The sequence below is a fragment of the Streptomyces sp. NPDC006544 genome (assembly GCF_040611715.1).
Lineage (GTDB): Bacteria > Actinomycetota > Actinomycetes > Streptomycetales > Streptomycetaceae > Streptomyces.
Genome location: NZ_JBEXOV010000195.1, coordinates 1 through 3,735 on the forward strand (window position 1 = coordinate 1; position 3,735 = coordinate 3,735).

Sequence of the window (3,735 nt, forward strand, 5' to 3'; positions counted from 1 at the left end):
ACGCACGATTTCGGTCACCCGACAGAATTCGGCCAATCGGCGATGTGAGCCGAGAAGTCGCGTCATAACCGGCCGCTTCGGCGCTCTCTCCGGGCGTGGGGGCCGGTTCCCGGCCCGCGCGCCCGGCAGAACACGCACACCGCACCCGAGTGAGGCCGTCATGCACCACCCCGTCGTCGAACGCGAGCTGGAACTCAAGCTGGTCCTCTCCCCCGAGCGCAGCATCCCCGTCCCCGCCCGGCTCCTCTACCTCACGGACGACCCGTACGCCGTGCACATCACCTTCCACACCGGCTCCAGCACCCCGGTCAACTGGACCTTCTCCCGCGAGCTGCTGGTCGAGGGGGTGTTCCGCCCGTGCGGCCAGGGAGACGTCCGGATCTGGCCCACCAAGGTCGACAACAAGGCCGTGCTCTGCATGGCGCTCAGCTCCCCCGACGGCGACGCCCTCCTGGAGGCCCCCGCAACCTCCGTGTCCGCCTGGCTGGAGCGGACCCTGCGGATCGTGCCGCCCGGCACCGAGGCCGACCGGCTCGGCCTGGACGCGGCGCTGGCGGAGCTGCTCACCCCGACGCCGGCCGACGACCTGTGGATGCGGGACCCGTGGCCGTCGGACGAGTCGGCGGAGGGCGAGTAGGCGGAGGGGGGAGTGGGCGGAGGGGAAGTGGGCGGATCAGAACAGCTTGCCGGGGTTGAGCAGTCCCAACGGGTCGAAGGCGTGTTTGACGGCGCGCTGCATCTCCATGCCCACCGGGCCGAGTTCGCGGGCGAGCCATTCCTTCTTCAGGACGCCGACCCCGTGCTCCCCCGTGATGGTCCCGCCGAGCGCGAGCCCGAGCGCCATGATCTCGTCGAAGGACGTGCGGGCCCGGCGGGTCTCGTCCTCGTCGGCCGGGTCGAAGCAGACGATGGGGTGGGTGTTGCCGTCCCCGGCGTGCGCGCAGACCCCGATGAGCAGGTCGTGGTCGCGGGCGATGGCGGCGGTGCCCTCCAGCATCTCGGCGAGCCGCGTGCGCGGCACGCACACGTCGTCGATCATCGTCGCGGGCCGCAGGGCCTCCAGCGCGGTCAGGGCCATCCGTCGTGCCTGGAGCAGCAGTTCGGACTCGGCCTCGTCCTCGGCCGGCACGACGGCGGTCGCCCCCGCGGCGGTGCACAGCTCCCCCACGGCGGCCAGGCCGTCCGCCGCCTGCGGGGTGTCGAACGCGGCGAGCAGCAGGGCCTCGGTGGCGTCGGGCAGGCCCATCTTGCCCAGCGCGTTGACGGCGCGGACGGTCGTACGGTCCATCAGTTCCAGCAGGGAGGGCGCCAGGCCCGCCTCCATGACGGCGCAGACGGCCTCGCACGCCGCCGCGGCCGAGGGGAACTCGGCGGCGAGCACGAGCTGGCGCGGGGGCGCGGGACGCAGCCCGAGGACGGCCTTCACGACCACGCCGAGGCTGCCCTCGGAGCCGACGAAGAGGCGGGTGAGGTCGTAGCCCGCGACGCCCTTGGCGGTCCGCCTGCCGGTGCTCAGGAGCCTGCCGTCGGCGAGGACCACGTCGAGGCCGAGCACGTACTCGGCGGTGACCCCGTACTTGACGCAGCACAGGCCGCCCGCGGCGGTGCCGATGTTCCCGCCGATGGTGCACTGCTCCCAGCTGGAGGGGTCCGGCGGGTAGTGCAGGCCGCGCTCGGCGACGGCGCGGGAGAGGACGGCGTTGACCACTCCCGGTTCGACGACCGCGATCCGGTCGACGGTGTCGATCTCCAGGATCCGGTCCATCTTGGCGAGGGACAGCACGATGCAGCCGTCGGAGGCGTTGGCCGCGCCCGACAGACCCGTGCGGGCGCCCTGCGGGACCACGGGGACGCGTAGCGCGTGGGCGGTCCGCAGGACGTGCTGGACCTGCTCGGCGGTGCGGGGCAGGACGACCGCCGCGGGCGTGCCCGCGGCGCAGAAGCTCGCCATGTCGGTGGCGTAGGAGGCGGTCACCTGGGGGTCGGTGAGCAGGGCCTGCGGCGGGAGCCCTTCGAGGAGCAGCGCGTGGAGCCGGGCGTCGGGCACGTCCTCGGGCCGGGCGCCGGGCCGGGCTTCGGACGGGGCCTCGGACGGGGAGCGGAGCGGGGTGGAGCGTTCGTCGTCCATGAGACCAGCGTGGCAGTCGGGGCCATCGGTGTGAACACGGCCGCGACGTCCTTCGGGCACCTCGGCGAACTCTTCATATTGACGCACAGTGACCCCATGGAGCCTATGCGTGAGAAGCCCCTCTCTCGGGAAAGGCAGCAGCACGCTGTCCCACCCGTGACCTTCACCGGCCGCAAGACGCTCGTGGCGGCGGCGGTCGCGGTGGTCCTGATCGCCGGAGCCCTGTTGATCCGGCCGGCCCGCACGGGCGACGACGCGCGCCCGCCGGGACCCGGTGAGCGGGCCCGCGCGGCCGTCGGGGTGGGCGCGCCCGCGGCGGCGGCGGACCTCGCGGCGCTGGTGACGGACCGGGAGAAATGGCTCGCGGGACACGCGGACGACGACGCTTCGTGGGCGGTGCTCGGGTCGGCGTACCTGGAGCGGGCGCGGCGGACGGGCGATCCGGCCTGGTACCCGAAGGCGGAGACGGCCCTGAAGCGTTCGCTGGAGGTGCGCCCGGCCGAGAAGGGCAACTTCGACGCGATGACGGGCATGGGCGCGCTGGCCAACGCCCGGCGGGACTACGGGACCGGGAAGCGGTGGGGCGAGCTCGTACGGGCGCAGGCGCCGAAGCGGTGGACGGCGTACCCGGTGCTCGTGGACGCGTACGCCGGCCTCGGCGACTACAAGGCGGCCGAGAAGGCGATGGAGCGGCTGGTGGACATGCGGCCGGGGCTGGTGGCCTTCGTCCGGGCCTCGCAGGTCTACCGGGACCGGGGCTGGCGCGAGGACGCGACCATGTCCATGGAGCACGCGGGAGGCGCGGCGAAGGCCCCGGCGGAGAAGGCGTACGTGCTGTTCCGGCTCGGGGAACTCGCCTGGGAACGCGGCGACGAGCAGGAGGCCCTGCGGCAGTACGAGGGTGCGCTGCGCACCGATCCGGCGCAGGCGGAGGCCCTGGGCGGGCGGGCGCGGGTGCTGGCCGCGCTGGGGAGGGGCGGGGAGGCGGTACGGGACTACCGGCTGGCGCTGGGACGGGCGGCCTCGCCGGCCCTGTCGCTGGAGCTGGGCGAGCTGCTGGAGTCGCTGGGGCGCGGGGAGGAGGCGCGGACCGTGTACGAGGGACTCGCCGCGCAGGTGGCCCGGGGCGCCGCGCGGAGCGGTGTGAACGAGGAGCTGGTCCTCGGACGGTTCGAGGCGGACCACGGCGAGCCGGCGGCGGCGGTACGGCGCCTCACGGCGGAGTGGGCCCGGCACAAGAACCTGCCGGTGGCGGACGCGCTGGGCTGGGCCCTGCACCGGGCCGGCGACGACACTGCGGCGCTGGAGTACGCGAAGAAGGCCACCGAACAGGGGCTGCGGCTCGCGGAGTTCTCCTACCACCGGGCGATGATCGAGCGGGGCCTGGGCGACGACGCGGCGGCGCGGCGGTACCTGCAGGAGGCCATGCGCACGAACCCGCGGTTCTCGCCGGTGCGCGGGCCGCTGGCCAAGGAGGCCCTGGCGTCGATCGGCCAGCCGCCGGCGGGCGGCCCGGAGAACATGCAGCCGACCACCCCGTGGGTGGCGCCGGAGCTCCCGAAGGCGAAGCCGGTGCCCGGGCCGAAGGCGCCCGCCCCGAAGCCGGC

3 protein-coding genes are annotated in these 3,735 nt (G+C 74.4%); 2 read left to right on the forward strand and 1 reads right to left on the reverse strand.

The window, feature by feature from the left end:
* Nucleotides 1-160: 160 nt before the first annotated feature.
* Nucleotides 161-637, forward strand: coding sequence for an SsgA family sporulation/cell division regulator (locus tag ABZY44_RS37365; RefSeq protein ID WP_356661961.1), 477 nt, complete (start codon nucleotides 161-163; stop codon nucleotides 635-637).
* Between the two features lie 36 nt (nucleotides 638-673).
* On the opposite strand, the gene ABZY44_RS37370 is transcribed toward ABZY44_RS37365, so the two are convergent.
* Nucleotides 674-2,128, reverse strand: coding sequence for an FAD-linked oxidase C-terminal domain-containing protein (locus ABZY44_RS37370; RefSeq protein WP_356661963.1), 1,455 nt, complete (start codon nucleotides 2,126-2,128; stop codon nucleotides 674-676).
* Nucleotides 2,129-2,284: 156 nt separating this feature from the next.
* On the opposite strand from ABZY44_RS37370, the gene ABZY44_RS37375 reads away from it, so the two are divergent.
* Nucleotides 2,285-3,735 (forward strand): hypothetical protein (locus ABZY44_RS37375; protein WP_356661965.1); only part of this gene is annotated, 1,451 nt, incomplete at its 3' end.